Origin of the sequence: Rosistilla carotiformis, assembly GCF_007753095.1 — a bacterium.
Classification (GTDB): Bacteria; Planctomycetota; Planctomycetia; order Pirellulales; family Pirellulaceae; genus Rosistilla; species Rosistilla carotiformis.
In genome coordinates, this window is sequence record NZ_CP036348.1 from 7,120,475 (window position 1) to 7,135,490 (window position 15,016).

Below are 15,016 nucleotides of genomic sequence, written 5' to 3' on the forward strand. Positions count from 1 at the left end.
ACAGTGGGGTTCGGGTAAACTCGCGGTAACAACGGTCCTTCTCTCAAAGACCTTCCCCGCCATTCCCTCCCGCCTACTCGACACCTTATGTCTAACACTGCGCCCTACGTCAAATCGTTGACGTGCCTATTCATTGTGTTGCTCTCCACGGTCACGTTCGGTCAATCCGACGCGATTTACCAAGTTGGTTTTGCCAAAGTCGACATCACCCCCGACTATCCGGTGAGGCTGAACGGTTTTGGTTTTCGCCGCGAGGAATCCGAAGGCGTTTCGCAGTCGGTCTTTGCCCGCGCGATGGCGATCTCGCAGACCGACGCGCCGCCGCTGGTGATCATCGCCGTCGACAATCTCGGTTTGCGGTTGCCTCAAGTCGACCGGATCGCGGAACAACTGAAGCAGTCCCACGGGCTGCCGCGCGAGAACTTTGCCCTCACCTTCAGCCATTCGCACTGCGCCCCCAAAGTTAATGGCGCCAGCGACAACATCTTCAGCCAAGCGATCCCGCCGGAGCACCAGGAACATCTCGACCGCTACAGCGAAGAGATCATCGGCATGATCGTCCAGGCTGCCACCGAAGCGATCGATTCGCGTCAACCGGCGACCTTGCATCGATCGACAGGAACCGTTGGGTTTGCAAAAAATCGGCGGCCGATGGGCGGACCGACCGATCACGATCTGCCGACGTTGATCGCTCGCGATCCCAACACGCAAGCCGTCCGCGGCGTCTACGTTTCTTACGCCTGCCACTGCGTGACGCTGCGTTTCAATCAGATCAGCGGCGATTGGGCGGGATACGCCGCCGAAGGGATCGAACGCCAGTTTCCCGACAGCATCGCCCTGGTGTCGATCGGAGCCGGATCGGATCAAAACCCGATCGATATGTCGGTCGACGACGTCTCGATCGCGCAGCGACAGGGGGCGGAGATCGCCAGCGAAGTCAAACGCCTTGCCGAAACCAAAGCCCTGCCGATCAGCGGCCCGTTGAGTGCTCAACTGCAACGTATCTCGCTGCCGCTCAATCCGCTGCCGTCGCGAGAGGAACTGACCGAACTGGCCGAAAAGAGTTCCAATGTTGCGGTTCGCTACAACGCGACGACTCAGCTGGCAAAGCTCGATCGCGGCGAACCGCTGCTGACCGAGATCGATTACCCGATCCAGACCTTTGTGTTCGGGAACAGCTTGTGCATGAGCTTCTTAGCTGGCGAGGTCTGTGTCGACTATTCGATCCGTTTGAAAAACGAAATCGATCGCAAGCGTTATTGGTTGAACACCTACAGCAACGATTTTTGCAGCTACATCCCGTCGGAACGCCTCGTCGGTGAAGGGGGCTACGGCGGCGGAGCGGAAGTCCCTTACTTCGCTCTGCCAACCACATTGGCTGCCGGCTTGGAACAGCGGATCGTCGATGAGGTCCATCGCCAGGTTCCAGACGAATTTGTGATCCCCGAAGGTGTCCAAGGCGTGGCGCCGAAGTCGCCTCAAGATGCGCTGCAAAGCATGCAGACGCACGACGATCTGGAGATCGAACTCGTGGCCGCCGAGCCGTTGGTCCGCGATCCGGTCGCTATCGATTTTGGCGTCGACGGCAGCGTTTGGGTTGCTCAGATGAGCGACTACGGCCGCGGCGTCTACGAGAAATTTGAACATCACGGCCAAGTCCGCCGCCTGAGCGACACGACCGGCGACGGCCAATTCGATAAAGCGGTCACCTTTGTCGATGGGCTGCGTTTTCCGACCGATGTCAAGGTCTGGCGCGACGGACTGTTGATCTGCGATGCTCCCGATATCCTGCTGGCTCGCGACACCGACGGCGATGGCGTCGCCGATTCGGTCGACAAGCTCTTCTCGGGTTTCGAGATCGTCAACGCTCAGGCGCGAGTCAACAGTTTGCGGTGGGGCATCGATAACTGGATCTACGGTTCGTGTGGACTCTTCGGCGGAAAAATCCTCAGCCACAAGACGGGGCAGACGCACAACATCGTCGGCCGCGATTTCCGCATGAATCCCGATACCGGCGAGATCCAAGCGGTCGCCGGTCGCACGCAGCAAGGCCGCAGCCAAAACGACTGGGGCGATTGGTTTGGCTGCACCAACAGTTCGCTGCTGCTGCACTATGCAAGCGACGCACGCTACGACAGTCGCAATGCCTTGGTCTCGCTGCCGACTCCTTCGGGGCTCGCCGGCGGGGCGGAAACCCGACGCCTGTTCCCCCCCGAGGACCTTGTTCAATTTGCACTCAGCGGAGCGTCTGGAAACGCGACCGCCGCCTGCGGCTTGGACATCTACCGCGACAATCAACTGGGCGAAGAATACCTGAACAACGCTTTCACCTGCGAACCGGTAAATCAACTGGTTCACCGCAGCGTCCTGCAACCGACCGGCATCGATTATCAAGTTTCGCGTGGCGAGAACGAAACCGAATCGGAGTTCCTGACATCGACCGACCGCTGGTTTCGTCCGGTCCAAGCGCGGACCGGCCCCGACGGCAGCCTGTGGGTCGTCGACATGTACCGCTACGTGATCGAACACTCCCGTTGGATCCCGCAAGCGACGTTGGCGGAACTGGACGTTTACGCGGGGCAGTCGATGGGGCGGATCTATCGCGTTCGTCCCAAGTCGGATCAGCCCGCAGCCCCGGCATCGGAAGCCCCTTCGCCCGCGTTCGATCTGACGGGCAAGTCGGATCTGCAGTTGGCGACGCTGCTGAAGTCGAGCAATGGAACGGTCCGCGATCTGGCGCATCAGATGCTCCTCTGGAATTCCCCCTCCGATTCGGTCGCCGATCAATTGCGAGCGATCGTTGCCGAAGCCCCGTTGGCGGCGTCGCGGATTCACGCCATCGCTATCCTCTCGGCTTGGCAGACCTTGGACGCACCGACGCTGCTCGTGGCACTCGCCAACTCACACGATGAAGTCGTCCGCCACGGGATCCGCTTCGCCGAACCGATGCTCGACGACGACGCGGTGCTCCGCGACGCGGTGATCCGACACGCGGCCCACGCCAGCCCGCGCGTGCGGCGTCAAGTCGCCTGGTCGTTGGGCGAACTGAAGCACGCATCGGCGATTCCCGCTCTGACAGCGTTGGCATCCAAAACGGAAACCGATCGCTTCGTCCGCGCCGCCGCCATCTCGTCGCTCAATCCGACGAACGTCTCGGCGATGCTGGCCGCCTACGTCGCGTTGCCGCCTGCACAGCAACAGCCCGAATCGCTTCAGCAGATCTTGCGAACGGCGATCCGATTGGGAAACGCCGAGGGAATCGACGCCTCCGCATCGCAAGTCCTGCCCGCGATCGCCAGCGATGAGGCCGCGGCAAACCGCTTGCTGATCGAACTGCTCGATTCGGCAGACGCTCGCATCGGCGACGCCACGATCGCCTGGACGCCCGAGCTGAAACAAGCGGTTCAGGAAGCTCATCGCCGCGCGATTGAGACGCTCGATCCCACTGCGTTGGCATTGTTGGGCCGATACCGCGGCGCCGCGACGACTCAACTATTAACGTCCGGAGACCCGCCATCGGTAGCCGATGAATTGTCGATGGCAAACGTCCTCGACGCGATCAGCCAACGCGTCAGCGCGCGACATGCTGCACCGCTGCAAGTCGCCGCCATCAACGCGTTGGCCAAAACGCGGCATCCCGAGGCGGCGGAGTTGCTGTTGGAGCGATATCGCGAAGTCAGCGCGTCGGCGCAAACGGCGATCCTCGACCACTTGATCGCCCGCAACGACTGGTCCTTGACGCTCTTGGACACGATCGCCGAGGGAGATTTGCGAGCCAACATTCTCGACGCGGACCGCCGCGGCAAGCTGTTGTCGCACGCCGATGAAACGATCCGCCAGCGAGCCAAGAGCGCCTTGGAGATGGCTGGTTCGCCCAGCCGAGCTGCCATCCTCGACACGTTTCAAGCTTCTCTGAAGCTTGCCGGCGACGTCGACCGCGGCCGCGCCGTGTTCCGCAAACAATGTTCGGCCTGTCATCGCGTCGAGGATCATGGGTTTGTTGTGGGGCCCGACCTGACGGCACTCACCAACCGAGACCCGCAGTGGATGCTCTCGGCGATCCTGGATCCCAACCGCGAAGTCGATGCGCGTTATGTTTCTTGGTCGGCGCTTTCCGAGGATGGCCGCGTCCTGTCGGGCTTGGTCGTCGAAGAGAACGCCGCGATGATTCGGCTGCGTGAATCGGGAGGCAAGGAGCACGAACTGCTCCGCGAATCGATCGAACAGCTTCGTGCAAGCGATCGTTCGCTGATGCCCGAAGGGCTTGAAAAGGATATGACGACGCAGGAGGTCAGCGATCTGATCGCCTACGTGATCCATTCGATTGGCACCCCGGCACCGATGGCTGCGGATCAGCCGCTGCCGCGACAAGCTCATGCAATCGCTCCGTTTCTGTTGGACGAATCCCAATCGATCGAGCGACGTCAACAGGCGATCGACCAGCGGCCGGGAATGGGGCCAGCGATCTTGAATCTGTTGGCGGTCGATCTGCGAGCCGACGATCTGACGACTCAGTACAAGCGGATCCCGTGGATCTGGCGAGTCGCGTTGGCAGTCGGTCGCCGTAGCGACGATGGCGAACTTCACGACGCCTTGGAATCGAGCTTGCCTCGCTCGGGCGATCCGTTATTAGATTGGCAAGCGGTGGTGATCGGCGGCGGCCTGATCAATGGACTGACGCAAATCGGCCAGTGGCCGGGAGATCGGATCGCAGCAATTTTGGACGCCGATCCGGCGCTGACGCCACGCTGGCAGCAGACGTTGGCGATGTCAGCAGCGATGGCTGACGATGACGCGGTGAAAAACGGCACCCGGTACGACGCGCTGCGGATCGTGGCGTTGGACGATCCAGAAGAAGCGATTCCACATCTGAAGCGTTACCTGGGGGCCGACATCAACGGAGAACTGCAGATGGGAGCGGTGAGCGGCTTGGCCGACATCGACGCCCCGCAGATCGCGGCTCTGCTGATCGAAAGCCTCCCCGGACTGACACCACGAAATCGCCAGCTCGCGATCGAAGGCCTGCTGCGAACGCCCACTCGCCGCGAGGCCCTTGGGGCAGACTTTGCGATAAACGCAAAGCTATTGTCAGCCGAAGAAGCCAAGCAGCTCGCCCAACCGTAGCCCTTCGTTCCCGTTACGGTCCGAAGGCCGTACGGTCAAAAGGACGGGCGATTTATCTGGCTAACGATCCGGACAGGGATCGCAGACGGTAGCCGATGGTTTGAGCACAGCAAAAACCAAGAGAAACGATCGCCGCAACGTTTCCAATCGACCGCAACGCGGTCGCACCCGCACCGATCCAGGGCCGAATGCCAGGCGATTTGCTTAACCCATGCCAACGGCCCGGGCCCCCATTGAACGCGAACGACGCCACCCCCAACGTGATCCGAAACGATTCCTCTCGCATGTTTGAAGGCATGATCGCGACGCCAGACACCGAACGGAATCGCGGTCGAGGCACAAAAAAACCAGCGTTTCGGTCGACATACGTCGCCAAAACACTGGTTATTTGCTAAGAAAAGTACCCCGTAGGGGAGTCGAACCCCTGTTACCGCCGTGAGAGGGCGGCGTCCTGGGCCACTAGACGAACGGGGCGTGGCACTTAGGCAGGGCTCTATCTTATCGATGTCGCAAAATCCTTCAAGTGCTGCTGCGCCGTTCGTTTTGGTATGATCCCTAAAGTGGTTGTCCCGTTTTCCAGTTCTTCGCTTTTTCGGGGTAGAGAGTTTTGTCGCACGATCGCGAATCGATGCAGGTGGATTGGCAGGGCCCCGATGCGGTGTTGCAACTGTTGTCGCGGAGCGGATGGTTGCGTTCGATCCGCTGGGTGCCGGAAGTCGATTCGACCAATCGGCTCGCCAAATCGCTAGCCGACCAAGCCGACCAGCCCACGCCGATGCTGATCGTTGCCAAATCGCAAACCCAAGGCCGCGGCCGGTTGGGGCGCAGCTGGTTCTCTGATTCCGGAACGCTCACCTTCTCGCTGATGCTCGCCGCCCCGCAACTGGCCGTCGACCGCACCCGTTGGCCGCAACTGGCACTGGTGGCCGGACTGGCCGTGTGCGACGTGGTTGGCGAAGTCGTCGACCCGGTCGCGGTGCAGCTGAAGTGGCCCAACGATGTCTATCTGGCCGGCGGCAAGGTGGCGGGCGTGTTGATCGAAACCGCGGGGCGCGACAACGACCACGTGGTGATCGGAATTGGATTGAATGTGGCAACCGATTTGAGCAAGGCACCGCCAGAGGTCCAACAGCGGGCGCGTTCGATCCGCGATTACGCCGATCATCGCGTCGAAACCTTTGCGGTCCTCCCCGAGATCATCGATCGGATCGCCGTGCGGATCGCAGACTGGCGAACCGATTCGGCAGCGATCGCCGACGATTTTTCCAAAGTCTGCCTGCTGCGCGGTCGCCGCATCGAAATCAACACCGCGGGACAAACGCTGCAAGGAGTCTGCTTGGGGATCGATGGCGACGGAGCGCTGCGTGTCCGCCGCGACGAGGGCGAAGTGGTCGAGGTGAGGTCGGGCGAAGTGGTACAGTGGAGCGACGAGGTGGAGGTGCACGATGGGTAAATCGATTTGGCCGGCGAGCGATCCGACAGGCGAACTCCTGCAAGGTGTTCGCGACGGGAACGCACAGGCCACCAACGACTTATTTGACCGCCACCGCAGTGCGTTACGGCGATTGGTCCAGATGCGATTGGACCGCCGCGTCCAGCAGCGAGTCGACGTCAGCGACGTCGTGCAGGATGTCTTGACCGAAGCGAGCACGCGACTGACCGACTACCTGGCGAATCCCTCGATGTCGTTCCATCTGTGGTTGCGACAGATCGCCTGGGATCACATGATCGACACCTACCGTCGCCATCGCGGCAGCGCCAAACGGAGCATGGATCGCGAGCAATCGATCATAGGCCCCGTCGCCGACGATCGCTCGACGATGGAGATGATCGTCCAACTGCAAGATGCCGAATTAACTCCCGCAGCCGCGGCGATCCAATCCGAACTGTCCCGTCGCGTCGAAGCGACGATCGACCAGTTGGACGCCAACGAACGGGAGATCATCCTGATGCGTCACTTTGAATATTTGTCGAATCAGGAAGTCGCCGAGGTCCTGGGACTACAACCCGCAGCCGCCAGCATGCGGTACCTCCGCGCCGTCCGCCGCCTGCGGGAATTGTTGGGTGACCTTTAAACGTCAGCGAATCAGCGCCGATGACGCGAATGCCCCGAGCCACAGAGAAGATTGCCTGCAAGGTGACTTCATGGATTTCAGCGTCGCACAGCAAGTAACGGTTGATCGCTTGCCGACTCAGTGAAAATCGCGGGACTGGATGTCGACGCTGTCGAATTGTTCCGACAGATCTTCCAGTCGGCCGACGATCACGTGGATGACGCCTTTGCGATTCTCCAGTTTGCCGTGGACCAGCCAGAAGTTGCTGGTCCGTGCGATCGTAAAGAACTGCTGCCAAACCTTCGGGAACAGGACCAGGTTCATCGCTCCGGTTTCATCCTCCAGCGTAACGAAGGTGATTCCTTTCGCGGTCCCCGGCCGCTGTCGCAGCACGACCAGCCCAGCGACGCGGACATGTTGGCCATCGCGCATCGTTGGCAACTGGTCGGCTCGAGAGACTTGCAGTTCGTTCAGATGCTCGCGGTAAAACGAGATCGGATGAGCTCGCAGACTCAGCCCCAGCGTGCTGTAATCGGCATGCACCTCTTGCATCGACGACAGTGTTCCCAAGCTTGTCGGGACCTCGTCGTCGGCTCCCGATTCGTTTTCGGCAAACAGTGGCGTCCGTTCGGGATGGTCGTCTTGCGCCAACGATTCCCAGATCGCAGCCCGCCGGTTGGGAGACATCGACCGCAGCGCGTCGGCGTCGGCCAGTTGCGATGTCTGCGCACTGCTGAGCCCCGCGCGTCGCGTTAGGTCGGCCAAGCCGGTGAATCGCCCCGATGCGTTGCGAGCGTCGACGACCTGCTGCGCCGTCGACTCCGCCAGCCCGCGAACCAATCGCAGGCCAAGCCGCACGGCGAGCGAACGCGCCGAGTTGCCGCTGCCGCTGGCCGCCGGATCGATCGGCTGCAACGTGCAGTCCCAGTCGCTGTCGTTTACATCGGGCGGAAGCACCTGCACGCCGTGCTGTTGTGCGTCGCGGACCAATTGCGCCGCGGAATAGAATCCCATCGGCTGGCTGTTCAATAGCGAAGCACAATAGGCGGCTGGGTAGTGACACTTCAGATAAGCCGACGCGTAGACGAGCAGCGCAAAACTGGCGGCGTGCGATTCGGGAAAGCCGTATTCGCCGAAGCCGCGGATCTGCGTGAAGACGTGTTCGGCAAACTCGCCGCCGAAACCGTTGGCCTGCATCCCTTCGAGCAGCTTTTTGCGGAATTGATCGATCACTCCCGGACGCCGCCAAGCTGCCATGGCACGCCGCAATTGATCGGCTTCTCCCGGCGTGAACCCAGCCGCGACAACGGCCAGCTTCATCGCTTGCTCTTGAAAAATGGGCACTCCCAGCGTCTTCTCCAATACACCCCGGATCGCTTCGCTCGGATATTTTACCTGCGACGGATCCTGCCTAGCTTGCAGGTAGGGATGGACCATGTTCCCCTGGATCGGACCGGGACGGACGATCGCGACTTCGATCACCAGATCGTAATAACACCGCGGACGCAGTCGCGGCAGCATGCTCATCTGAGCTCGACTTTCGATCTGGAAAACGCCGACCGTATCGGCGGCGCAGATCATGTCATACGTCGCGCGATCGTCCGGTGGGATCGTTGCCAAAGTGAGCGCGCGGCCAGAGTGATTTTCAACCATGTCGAAGCAGCGATGGATCGCCGAAAGCATCCCCAGCGACAGGCAATCGACTTTCAAGATCCCCAATTCGTCCAGGTCATCTTTGTCCCACTGGATCACCGTACGGCCTTCCATCGCCGCGTTTTCGATCGGGCAAAGCTCCGACAACAATCCCTGCGTCATCACCATTCCGCCGACGTGCTGCGACAGATGCCGCGGGAAACCACGCAGCGATTCGACAAGATGCAGGAACCGTTGGCCGACGTCGCTGCTCAGCGGCAAGCCAGCTTTTTCCGCCAGGTCGGGGAAGTCGTCTTGTCCGTAGCGTTCGGCCACTTTGGCCAACGCATCGATGCAATCCAGCGACACGCCCAACGCTTTGCCGACTTCGCGAATCGCACTCTTCGTACGATACGACGTCACCGTCGCGGTCATCCCGCAGCGATCGCGGCCGTACTTTTCGTACAGATACTGCAGCACCTCCTCGCGGCGCTGGTGCTCGAAATCGATATCGATATCGGGAGCTTCGGCACGCTCGCGGCTGATGAATCGCTCGAACAACAGATCCATTTCCGCCGGGTTGATCGACGTCACACCAAGACAATAACAGACAGCGGAGTTGGCCGCCGAACCTCGGCCTTGGCAGAGGATCCCGCGGCTGCGAGCGAACCGGACCGCATCCCAGACGGTTAAGAAGTACGCTTCGTAGTGGAGCTCTTCGATCAATTGCGTCTCGTGTCGCAGCATCTCGATCAACCGCTGCGGAACGCCGTTGGGGTAACGTTGTTTGGCTCCGTGCCAGACTAGGCGTTTCAGGTAGTCGATCGCCGGGACGCCGTCGGGGGCGAGATCTTCTTTGGGATATTCATAACGCAGTTCGTCGAGCCGAAAGTTGCAGCGGTCGGCGATTTCGCAACTTCGCTCGAACAGTTCCGCATGGTCGCCGAAGACCTCGGCGATTTCATCGAGCGATCGCAGATGGCGTTGGCTGTTGGCAAACCGCGCCTCTTGAATCGAATCGATCGTCGTCCCCAGCCGGATCGCGGTGACGAGATCGTGAATCAACATCCGCTGGGTCGAGTGATAGTGAACGTCGCCGGCGGCGACCAGCGGCAGCGACACTTGCCGCGCCAGTTGCATCGTCCGGGCGAGCTGCTCGCGATCGTCGACGCCTCGCTGCAGCGAGCACAACAAATACCCGCGGTCGCCAAACAGATCGGCAAATTGGCCCAGCGTTTGTCGCAGGTCGGACTCTTGCGGCGGCCCGGCCTCTGCCGTCGCGCGATCCAGCGGCGACGGAACGGTCGCTCCAGCCAACAGCCCCTGGTGATGATCGACAAGGTCTTGCCAATGTAATTCGCACTGACCTTTTTCAGCCCGCAAGCGGCCGGCGCTCAACAGCTGGCACAGCCGCCCATAGCTCGCTCGATCGGTGGCCCAGACGACAACCGGCGTCGCATCGATGAAATGCAATTCAGCACCGATCAACAGCTTCAGGCCGACATCTTTGGCCGCAGTGTGCGCTCGGACCACTCCGGCCAACGAATTGCGGTCGGTCACCGCCAGCGCACGGTAGCCCAGTCGATGCGCCTGCTCGGCCAGTTCAGCCGGATGCGAAGCCCCTTCGAGGAACGAGAAGTTCGATTTGCAGTGAAGTTCGGCGTAACGCATCGATCCAGTCGCGGCGGAGTAACACAAGGGCAACGGTGGGAATTCGGTGGCCTAAGGCTCTGCCCGAGCTTCCGAATCCCAAGTTCCAGCGTACGGCAACCCTCTCGCCCTGCCAACGCCGCGCGGTTCGATTGCCTTGCCGCGGACTCCGGCATCGATCCCTCCGAGAGCACCACGCGTCGAGGGGACGCATTCCGGAGGTGCGCCGCTGCGCGACGACCTCCGGCTACCTTCTTTTATCCCTTCGAGATTTCGGGCCGAAGGCTCAGCGAATTGCATAGCCCAGGCCAACGGCCTGGGACCACATCCCACGTGATCATCACGATGGCTGAAGGCCCGGTAATTTGTCGGCAAATCGCCGGGCCGTTGGCCCTAGAGATGCGTGTTTATGCTATTCGCCCGTCGTTCCCAGGCCGCTGGCCTGGGCTATGCAAATTGTCGAGCCTTCGGCCCTGGGGGAGATCGTGTTTTCCAATTGGACTTTGCTCTTAGGCTTTTCCATGCACATTGCTGGAGCCTCGACTAGCAAGACAACGACACAACGTTTCAAAAAACCGAAACATCGGCAAACGATCCCGACGGGGATCACAGATGGTAGCCGGTGGTTTGAGCGAAGCGAACACCACCGGATACCGGTCGCCCAACATCACGTCGCCCGCAACGCGGTCGCAGATCGATCTGCGATCCCTCCGGGAGCACCACGCGTCGAGGGGACGCATTCCGGAGGTGCGCCGCTGCGCGACGACCTCCGGCTACCCTTCTTATCTCCCTTCGAGATTTCGGGCCGAAGGCTCAGCGAATTGCATCGCCCAGGCCAACGGCCTGGGACCACATCCCGTGTGATCATCGGGAGGGCTGAAGGCCCGGTAATTTGTCGGCAAATCGCCGGGCCGTTGGCCCTAGAGAGGCGTGTTTATGCTATTCGCCCGTCGTTCCCAGGCCGCTGGCCTGGGCTATGCAAATTGACGAGCCTTCGGCCCTGGGGGAGATCGTGTTTTGTATATGGGCCGTTGTTGTCTGGCCGTTGGCTATGCAAATTGCTTGAGCTTCGCCCCGCGAACCCCCAACGCTCCGGCGACCACAATTTTGGCCTCTCAATCGCGGGTCACTTTCGAGCCCCACCAATCTTTGTTGGGCTGAAAGTCTTCTTCGAGGAACCGGGCGTGCTGCTGTTCCAACGCCGGTTTGCGTTTGTTTCGCATCTGCTCCTGTTGCTGTTCTTTCTTCGCCGCGTCGAAGCGTGGATCGGGTTGTGGGATCCGAGCTCCTGTCGCTTTCAGCCATGCATCCAATTGGCCTCGCAATTGCCTGGCCCGTTCGGGCTGCTCGGCCACCAAATCGTTCTGCTCTCCGATGTCGTTGGGCAGGTGGTAGAGTTCGTCGCGGCCATCTTCGTAATAATGGATCAGTTTCCAGTCTCCATCGCGGATGATCGACGACGGTTCGCCACCTTGGTTGCCGTAGTGCGGGTAGTGCCAGAACAGCGGTCGATCGGGAATCGATTTGCCGTGCAACAGCGGCACAAGGCTGACGCCATCGATCGCTTTCGGTGTCGCGAGCCCCGCCAGTTGCAAGAGGGTCGGATAGAAATCGGTTCCGATCACCGGCGTGTCACAGCGACTGCCGGGGGAGACGATCCCGGGGGCTTTGATGTAGAAGGGCTCTCGGATCCCACCTTCCCACTGCCGGCCCTTGCCGCCGCGGAACGGGAGGTTCGACGTGGCAAAGGCGTCGCCCGAGGAGACGCCGCCGTTGTCGCTGGTGAAGATCACGACGGTGTTTTTGTCGAGTCCGGTCTGCTTCAGCGTATCCAGCAAGATGCCGACCGCGTTGTCCATCGATTCCATCATTCCAGCATAGATCGGGCAATCTTGCACCTGCCGTACGGGGAGCGTGCGATCGACTAAGAATCGTTCTTCGGGCTGCTCGCCAGCCATCGCTTTGTCGCGGTATTTTTTCCAAAGTTCCGGCGTCGTTTGGATCGGGCCGTGGACGCTGTAGAACGATAGGAAAGCGAAGAAGGGACGGTCGGCCGAATCGCGGATGAAGCCAGCCGTTTCGTCGGCCAAGCGGATCGGCAGCGATTCTCCGGCCGAGCCGTCGGTCAATTTTGGGTTCTTGTACGGCGAGAAGAATCCGCCGGGAGGGCTGCCGCGATGATGGCCGCCGCGATTGATGTCGAATCCATGATCTTCGGGCATCGATCCCTCGCCACCAAGATGCCACTTGCCGGCAAAAAACGTCGCGTATCCCGCGTCGCGTAGTGCTTCGGCGACCGTTGTTTGGTCCAGTGGAAGGTTGTGTTCGTATTCGGCTGGCAAGACGCGATCGTTGCGCTTCCACTTCATCCCGCTGGCCGCACCAATCCAATCGGTGATCCCATGCCGTGCCGGATAGGTTCCCAACATGATGCTCGCTCGCGAGGGACTGCAGACTTGGCAAGCGGCGTAGCCCTGCGTGAATCGCATCCCGTCGTTGGCGATGCTGTCAATCCGTGGCGTCTCGTAGAACGTGCTCCCTTCGCCACTGAGGTCTTGGCAGCCGAGATCGTCGGCGAGGATGAAGACGAAGTTGGGCCGTTCGTTTTCTGCAACTGCAGGGGCAGCCAAGCCCAGCAGGATTCCAATCGCAAGCAGTCTCATTACAGTCACGCCTCTGCAAAATTCGTTTCAACCAATCGGGACCCGATCGATTCCCAGGGGAAGTCGCATCGGTCCGCCCAGTTTAGCTGAATCGCGAGGCGGATGGTTGCAAAACACCTGCCGGATGAGAATCACAGATGCTTCGGGGTGCCACGGACTCGGCCCGTGCTGTGTAAGGGGTAAGAGCACTGGCCGAGCCAGTGGCACCCGGACGGTTGGTTGCAAGAACAGCCAGCCGGTCGAGCATCACAGATGCTTCGGGGTGGCACGGGCTCAGCCTGTGCTGCTTGAAAGTTAAAAGGCACTCGCCGGGCCAGTGGCACCCGGGCGGATGGTTGCAAAGACAGTCGCCGGTCGAGAATCACAGATGCTTCGGGGTGGCACGGGCTCAGCCCGTGCTGTGTAAAAGTTAGAAGTCACTGGCTGAGCCAGTGGCACCCGGACGGCTGGTTGCAAGAACAGCCAGCTGGTCGAGAATCACAGATGCTTCTGGGTGGCACGGGCTCGGCCCGTGCTGCTTGAAAGTTAGAAGTCACTGGCCGAGCCAGTGGCACCTGGGCGGATGGTTGCAGGAACAGTCGTCGGTTGAGAATCACAGATGCTTCGGGGTGGCACGGGCTCGGCCCGTGCTGCTTAAAAGTTAAAAGGCACTGGCCGAGCCAGTGGCACCCGGACGGATGATTGCAAATACAGTCGCCGGTTGAGAATCACGGATGCTTGGGGGTGCCACGGGCTCGGCCCGTGCTGCTTAAGAGTTAAGAGCCACTGGTGAAGCCAACGGTACACGGTGAATTGCACCCGGGGGATCAAACAATGTGAACCAGTTGTTTGCCCAGGTTCTCTCCTTCGAACAGGCCGATGAACGCCTGCGGTGCTTGCTCGATCCCCTCGCTGACCGTCTCTTCCCAAACGACTTTTTTGGCCTCGATCAACGACGCCATCTCTTGCACGAATTCGTCCTGCGCGTCCATGTGATCTCGGACGATAAAGCCTTGCATCCGCAATCGCTTGGCGATCACTTTAAATAGGTTCCGCGGTGCGGCGGGCGGCTCGGTCGCGTTGTACGTGGAGATCATTCCGCATTCGACACAGCAACCAAAGTCGTTCATCACCTCAATCGCCGCTTCCAGATGATCGCCGCCGACGTTGTCGAAGTAGACGTCGACGCCATCGGGAGCGTGCTGTGCCAACGCTCCGGCGAGATCATCGGTCTGTTTGTAATTGATGACAGCATCGACGCCGGTCTGCTCGCGCAGCCAGTCGATCTTGTCGGGCGATCCGGCGCTGCCGATCACCCGGCAATCTTTCGCTTTAGCCAACTGGCAGACGATCGAACCGACAGCTCCCGAAGCGGCGGAGACAAACACCGTGCTGCCAGGTTTCAGCTTGGCGATCTTGTTCAGCCCGACCCAAGCGGTCATCCCCGTCATTCCCAAGACGCCAAGATAAGCCTGCGCCGGAGCTCGCTGAGCATCGATCATCACGACGCCCGCGCCGTCGGACTTCCAGTACTCCCGCCAACCAAGGTTCCCCAAGACCATCGTCCCGGCTTCAAATTTTGGATGCCGCGATTCTACGACTTCGCCAACACATCCACCTTCCAACGGTTCGCCGATTTGGAACGGTGGCACGTAACTCTTGCCCTCCTTCATCCGACCTCGCATGTAGGGATCGACCGACATCCAATGGTTCTTGACCAGGAACTCCCCTTCGCCGATCGGCGACAGTTCAGCTGTCTTCAGTTGAAAGTTGCTGGTCGTCGGCATCCCGTCGGGACGCGACGCGAGTTCGATCTGTCGCGATCGCGTGGCCTGAGTGGTGCTGGTTGTCATCGTGGTATCCGTAATGCAAAAGGTGAGGCGAGGTGTGGGGGCGGCAGATGTCGGCGAGGCG

General features: G+C 60.6%; 6 protein-coding genes and 1 tRNA gene. 3 read left to right on the forward strand and 4 right to left on the reverse strand.

All coding sequences use genetic code 11. The features are described 5' to 3' along the window. The first annotated feature begins 87 nt into the window (after window positions 1-87). Window positions 88-5,124, forward strand: a complete 5,037-nt coding sequence (locus Poly24_RS25615) for a neutral/alkaline non-lysosomal ceramidase N-terminal domain-containing protein (protein WP_145102275.1) — start codon at window positions 88-90, stop codon at window positions 5,122-5,124. A gap of 401 nt (window positions 5,125-5,525) precedes the next feature. Here Poly24_RS25615 and Poly24_RS25620 read toward each other — a convergent pair. Beyond that, window positions 5,526-5,598 (reverse strand) — tRNA-Glu (locus Poly24_RS25620). Between the two features lie 133 nt (window positions 5,599-5,731). Between Poly24_RS25620 and Poly24_RS25625 the strand changes: the two genes are divergently transcribed. Beyond that, window positions 5,732-6,577 (forward strand): biotin--[acetyl-CoA-carboxylase] ligase, encoded by an 846-nt coding sequence (locus Poly24_RS25625; RefSeq protein ID WP_145102277.1) that lies wholly within the window; start codon window positions 5,732-5,734, stop codon window positions 6,575-6,577. Beyond that, window positions 6,570-7,199: a sigma-70 family RNA polymerase sigma factor gene (locus Poly24_RS25630; protein WP_145102279.1), complete on the forward strand. Its 630-nt coding sequence runs from the start codon at window positions 6,570-6,572 to the stop codon at window positions 7,197-7,199. The genes Poly24_RS25625 and Poly24_RS25630 overlap by 8 nt, the downstream gene beginning before the upstream one ends. Window positions 7,200-7,316: 117 nt before the next feature. On the opposite strand, the gene Poly24_RS25635 is transcribed toward Poly24_RS25630, so the two are convergent. The 3 genes from Poly24_RS25635 to Poly24_RS25645 all read right to left on the reverse strand — a co-directional run bounded on the left by Poly24_RS25635 (window position 7,317) and on the right by Poly24_RS25645 (window position 14,955). Then, complete coding sequence (locus tag Poly24_RS25635; protein WP_145102281.1) at window positions 7,317-10,481, reverse strand: error-prone DNA polymerase; 3,165 nt, start codon at window positions 10,479-10,481, stop codon at window positions 7,317-7,319. Window positions 10,482-11,575: 1,094 nt separating this feature from the next. Beyond that, window positions 11,576-13,123, reverse strand: a complete 1,548-nt coding sequence (locus Poly24_RS25640) for a sulfatase (protein WP_145102285.1) — start codon at window positions 13,121-13,123, stop codon at window positions 11,576-11,578. Window positions 13,124-13,929: 806 nt separating this feature from the next. After that, the gene (locus Poly24_RS25645; RefSeq protein WP_145102290.1) at window positions 13,930-14,955 is read right to left on the reverse strand and encodes an NADP-dependent oxidoreductase; all 1,026 of its coding nucleotides are present in this window, start codon (window positions 14,953-14,955) and stop codon (window positions 13,930-13,932) included. Window positions 14,956-15,016 lie beyond the last annotated feature (61 nt).